The organism is Pararhodobacter sp., from assembly GCF_034676075.1.
In the GTDB taxonomy this organism is placed as follows: Bacteria; Pseudomonadota; Alphaproteobacteria; order Rhodobacterales; family Rhodobacteraceae; genus Pararhodobacter.
Genome location: NZ_JAUCCQ010000184.1, coordinates 1 through 5258, shown reverse-complemented (window position 1 = coordinate 5258; position 5258 = coordinate 1). Strand labels below are relative to the sequence as shown.

Below are 5258 nucleotides of genomic sequence, written 5' to 3'. Positions count from 1 at the left end.
TGCGGCAGGAAGCGGCCCTCGACGACGATATCGGCGCTGGCCGGGACCTCCAGGTCGATGGTCACGCATTTCCGCATCGCCAGCGGCTCGCCCCGGATCTGCGCCGCCATCGCCAGTTCCGACGCCTCGTAGGGCAGCGAGGCGCAGGCCGAGAGGAAGATCTCGGGCGGGGCGGACAGGATCAGCGCCGCTTCCAGCGCCTCGCCCTTCTCCTCGGCGGCGCGCTGATAGCGGGCGAGGTCGTGGGTGCCGCCCAGCCGGACGCGCAACTCTTGATCGGAGATCTGCTGCGAGCGGTGGAAAGACAGGTTCGCCACCCCCGTCTCGGGATCGTTGGCAAGGAAGATCGCGCTGGTGAAATAGGGACCGCCGTCGCGCCCATGCCAGGTGATCGCGGGCAGGTCGGACAGTTTGCCGGAGATGAAACCGCCCGCCTCGGCCTCGGTCGCCGGGCGGGTGAAGCTGCCGGGCGGCGCGGCGATGCAGGCCTCGGTCAGGGCGATCCAGCGCTGGCAGAAGGTCTGCTCGCCGGTGCCGATCATGTCGCAGAGCCGCTGATGGCTGCCGAAGATGTTGGAGACAACCGGCAGGCCGCTGCCCTGCACGTTCTCGAACAACACCGCCTCGCCGCCCGCGCGCTGCACAGCCCTTGTCACGGCGGCAAGCTGATGTTGCGGGTCCACCGGCTTGGCGACGCGGCGCAACTCGCCCCGCGCTTCGAGCGTTTTCAGCAGGCTGTGCATGGATCGGGTGCTCCGGTTCGGGATCTCAACAGCCCCGATTAGACGCGAAACCGGCCGGGCGGGGCCAGCGTCGGGTCTTCACCGATCGGACATTTCCTTTTCGATTGCGGGCAATTCTGCCGCGTTTCAGCCTTGGGCGCTGGCTTTCTGCAGGATGGCCCGCAGCGCCTCCAGATCGGCGGCGTCGAGACCGGCGAAAAGGCCGTTCACCTCGCGCTCATGCGCCGCAGCCATCGCTTCGAAGACGCGCATCCCTTCGTCGGTCAGCGTGGCGCGGACCGTGCGCCGGTCGTTGGCCACCGGCGTGCGGATCACCAGCCCGTCGCGTTCCAGCCGGTCGACCACGGCCGTGGCATTGCCGTTCGAGACCAGAAGCGCGCGGCTCAGGTCCGACATGCTCAGCCCGTCCCGCCTGCGCCAGAGCGCGGCCATCACATCGAAGCGGGGCAGCGTGGTGTCGTGGTTGACACGCAGATATTCGCGCAGCTGGTTCTCGGCCTGCCGGGTCACGTTCAGCAGCCTAATCCAGGCCTTGAGGCGGCGTTTGCTCAGCGGGTCCTGGGCCGGTTCGGGGGCGGCGTCCAGCAGAGGGCTCTCGGTCATGCGGCAGCTCCGGTCATGGGTCGCGGGGCGGGTGAGGGGGCTTCCGCGCGGTTATTTCAAGTCTGAAAGTTTAAGCGCCCGCGCGCGCGGATCAAGCCTTGTCATGGTCGCAGAGGGCGGTCGAGGGAAAAGTTTCAAGTTTAAAACTTTAATGTTGAAACGTGCCCCGAATGGTGCTTTCCTGAGTCCCGAAGCGGAGGGTCGGTCCGGTCCTCTGCCGGGGCCCGGCCCCGCCATGTCCGCGTTGAGCGAGGGACGAACCATGCGTGTAGCCTGTCTTGGCGGCGGTCCCGCCGGCCTGTATTTCGCCATTTCGATGAAGCTGCGCGACCCCGCGCATGAGGTGGTGGTGATCGAGCGCAACCGCGCCAACGACACCTTCGGCTGGGGGGTGGTGCTGTCGGATGACGCGCTGTCCAATCTGGCGCAGAACGACCCCACCAGCGCCGAGGCAATCCGCTCGCATTTCGCCTATTGGGACGATATCGCGGTGGTGCATGACGGGGTTCGCACCGTCTCGGGCGGGCATGGGTTCGCCGGGATCGGCCGCAAGCAGATGCTGATCCTGCTGCAACAGCGTGCGCGTGAGCTGGGCGTCGAGCTGCGTTTCGAGACCGAGTTCAAGACGGCCGAGGAATACCGGCAGGATTACGATCTGGTGGTCGGCGCCGACGGCATCAACTCGCGCGTCCGTCAGGAATATGCCGAGGTGTTCAAGCCGGACGTGGAGCTGCGCGCCTGCAAGTTCATCTGGCTGGGCACGCATCAGAAATTCGACGACGCCTTCACCTTCATCTTCGAGAAGACGGAACACGGCTGGATCTGGGCCCACGTCTATCAATTCGACGCCGACACCGCGACCTTCATCGTCGAATGCGCTCAGGACACCTGGGAGAAATTCGGCTTCGAGGGGATGTCGAAGGAAGAGATCGTCGAGAAATGCCGCGAGGTCTTCGCCGCGCATCTGGGCGGGCACGCGCTGATGTCGAACGCCAACCACCTGCGGGGGTCGGCCGTCTGGATGAACTTCCCCCGCGTGCTGTGCGAGAAATGGCACCACGAGAATGTGGTGCTGCTGGGCGATGCCTCGGCGACGGCGCATTTCTCGATCGGCTCGGGCTCGCGTCTGGCCTTCGATTCCGCCATCGCCTTGGCCGATTACCTGCATTCCGAGCCGACCATGGAAGCAGCGTTCGAGCGCTATCAGGCCGAGCGTCGGCTTGAGGTGCTGCGCCTGCAATCGGCGGCCCGCAACTCGTTGGAATGGTTCGAGGAGGTCGAGCGCTACCTCGATCTCGACCCGGTTCAGTTCAACTATTCGCTGCTGACCCGCTCGCAGCGTATCAGCCACGAGAACCTGCGCCTGCGCGACCCGGCATGGCTGCAAAGCGCCGAGCGCTGGTTCCAGGACAACGCCGGTGCCCCGGCCGATGCACCCCTGCGCGCGCCGATGTTCGCGCCCTTCCAGCTGCGTGACATGGCGCTCAAGAACCGCATCGTCGTCTCGCCCATGGCGCAGTACAAGGCCGTCGACGGCTGCCCGACCGACTGGCACCTGATCCATTACGGCGAGCGGGCCAAGGGCGGCGCCGGGCTGGTCTATACCGAGATGACCTGCGTTTCGCCCGAAGGCCGGATCACCCCCGGCTGCCCCGGCCTCTATGCGCCGGAACACGAGGCCGCGTGGAAGCGCCTGACCGATTTCGTCCATGCCGAGACGGATGCCAAGATCTGCTGTCAGATCGGCCATTCGGGGCGCAAGGGCTCCACGAACCTGGGCTGGGAGGGCATCGATCTGCCGCTCGACAGCGGGAACTGGGATCTGGTCAGTGCCTCGGCCCTGCCCTGGTCCAAGCGCAACGCCACCCCGCGGGAGATCACGCGGGCGGAGATGGATCAGGTGAAGGCCGAATTCGTCGCCTCCACCGAAATGGCGGTCCGTGCGGGCTTCGATATGATCGAGCTGCACGCGGCGCATGGGTATCTCGTGTCGTCCTTCATCTCGCCCACGTCGAACCAGCGGACGGATGAATACGGCGGCTCGCTGGAGAACCGCATGCGCTGGCCGCTGGAAGTCTTCGCCGCGATGCGGGCCGTGGTACCGGAAGGCACGCCGATGTCGGTGCGTATCTCGGCCAACGACTGGGTCGGCGACGCCGGGGTGACCCCCTCGGAAGCCGTCGAGATCGCGCGGATGTTCACCGCAGCGGGCGCCGATCTGATCGACGTCTCGGCCGGTCAGACCACCATCGAGGCGCGCCCGGTCTATGGCCGGATGTTCCAGACCCCGTTCTCGGACCGGATCCGCAACGAGGCCGGGATCCGCACCATGGCGGTCGGCAACATCTCCGAGGCCGACCACGCCAATTCGATCCTGATGGCCGGCCGGGCCGATCTGGTCGCCGTGGGCCGTCCGCATCTGAACGACCCCTACTGGACGCTGCACGAGGCCACCCGCATCGGCGACCGCGCCGCGCCCGACTGGCCGATGCCCTATCTCAACGGGCGCGATCAGGCCTGGCGGCTGGCCGACCGCGAAGCCGAAACGCTGCGCGCATGAGGCGGGTACTGGTCACCGGCGGCGGGTCGGGCATCGGCCGTGCCATCGCCCGCGCCTTTGCGGCGGCGGGCGATGACGTGACGATCTGCGGCCGCCGTCTGGACGCGTTGCAGGAAACGGCGGACGGGTTCACCATGACCCTCCGTCAGGCCGACGTGACGGATGAGGCGCAGGTCGCGGCGCTGTTCGACCAGCCCTTCGACGTGGTGATCGCCAATGCGGGCGGCGGCCCGGCGGCGAAGCTGCGCGACACCACGCTGGCGCAATGGAACGACACGCTGGCGGTGACGCTGACCGGGACCTTCCTCACCTTCCGCGCGGCGCTGAACGGCATGCAACCGGGCGGGCGACTGATCGCCATCGCCTCGACCGCCAGCCTCAAGGGCGGCGCCCAGATCGCCGCCTATGCCTCGGCCAAGCACGGGGTGCTGGGGCTGGTGCGCTCGGTCGCGCAGGAGGTGGCGAAGCAGGGCATCACCTGCAACGCGATCTGTCCGGGTTTCGTCGACACCCCTCTGGCCCAGACCGCCATCGAGGGTCTGATGGCAAAGAAGGGCCTCGACCGGGCCAAGGCCGAGGCGATGGTCGCCAGCGGCAATCCCATTGGCGGGCTCATCCGCCCCGACGAGGTGGCCAGCGCCGCCCTCTACCTCGCCTCGCCCGAGGCGCGCATGATCAACGGACACGCGCTGAGCCTTTCGGGCGGCGAAATCTGACAGGAGCACCCATGCCCCAGCACTTCCTTCTCAGCACCGAGAATGGCATCGCCACCGTCTCGCTCGACCGGCCCGAACGCAAGAACCCGCTGACCTTCGACAGCTACGCGGAACTGCGCGACTGGTTCCGGGGGCTGGTCTATGACGATACGGTCAAGGCTGTGATCTTCGCGCCGAACGGCGGGAATTTCAGCAGCGGCGGCGATGTGCATGACATCATCGGCCCGCTGACCCGGATGACTATGAAAGAGCTTCTGGCCTTCACCCGGATGACCGGCGATCTGGTCAAAGCCATGATCGGCTGCGGCAAGCCGATCATCGCCGCGGTGGACGGAGTCTGCGCCGGTGCGGGCGCGATCATCGCCATGGCCTCGGACCTGCGCGTGGCGACGCCGTCGGCCAAGACCGCGTTCCTCTTTAACCGCGTGGGTCTGGCGGGCTGCGACATGGGCGCCTGCGCGATCCTGCCGCGCATCATCGGTCAGGGCCGGGCGGCGGAGCTGCTGTATCTGGGTCGCTCGATGTCGGCGGAGGAGGGCTACGCTTGGGGCTTCTTCAACCGCGTGGTCGAGCCCGATCAGCTGATGGCGACGGCGGGCGAGTTCGCCGCGCGTATCGCCGAGGGGCCGAATTTCG

At 67.1% G+C, this 5258-nt stretch carries 5 protein-coding genes; 3 read left to right on the top strand and 2 right to left on the bottom strand.

Features of this window, described 5'->3' with window-relative positions; genetic code table 11:
* Both VDQ18_RS22665 and VDQ18_RS22660 read right to left on the bottom strand, forming a co-directional pair.
* On the bottom strand, positions 1 to 743 hold a 743-nt coding region (locus VDQ18_RS22665; RefSeq protein WP_323023126.1), incomplete at its 3' end, for a UbiD family decarboxylase.
* Between the two features lie 126 nt (positions 744 to 869).
* Positions 870 to 1346: a MarR family transcriptional regulator gene (locus VDQ18_RS22660; RefSeq protein ID WP_323023125.1), complete on the bottom strand. Its 477-nt coding sequence runs from the start codon at positions 1344 to 1346 to the stop codon at positions 870 to 872.
* A 262-nt stretch (positions 1347 to 1608) separates the two neighbouring features.
* Here VDQ18_RS22660 and VDQ18_RS22655 point away from each other — a divergent pair, with 262 nt between their 5' ends.
* The 3 genes from VDQ18_RS22655 to VDQ18_RS22645 all read left to right on the top strand — a co-directional run.
* Positions 1609 to 3906 carry a bifunctional salicylyl-CoA 5-hydroxylase/oxidoreductase gene (locus VDQ18_RS22655; RefSeq protein WP_323023124.1) on the top strand — a complete coding sequence of 766 codons (2298 nt, stop codon included), beginning with the start codon at positions 1609 to 1611 and terminating at the stop codon, positions 3904 to 3906.
* Positions 3903 to 4622 (top strand): SDR family NAD(P)-dependent oxidoreductase, encoded by a 720-nt coding sequence (locus VDQ18_RS22650; protein WP_323023123.1) that lies wholly within the window; start codon positions 3903 to 3905, stop codon positions 4620 to 4622. The genes VDQ18_RS22655 and VDQ18_RS22650 overlap by 4 nt, the downstream gene beginning before the upstream one ends.
* An 11-nt stretch (positions 4623 to 4633) precedes the next feature.
* Positions 4634 to 5258: enoyl-CoA hydratase family protein (locus VDQ18_RS22645; protein ID WP_323023122.1), on the top strand; the 625-nt coding region annotated here is incomplete at its 3' end.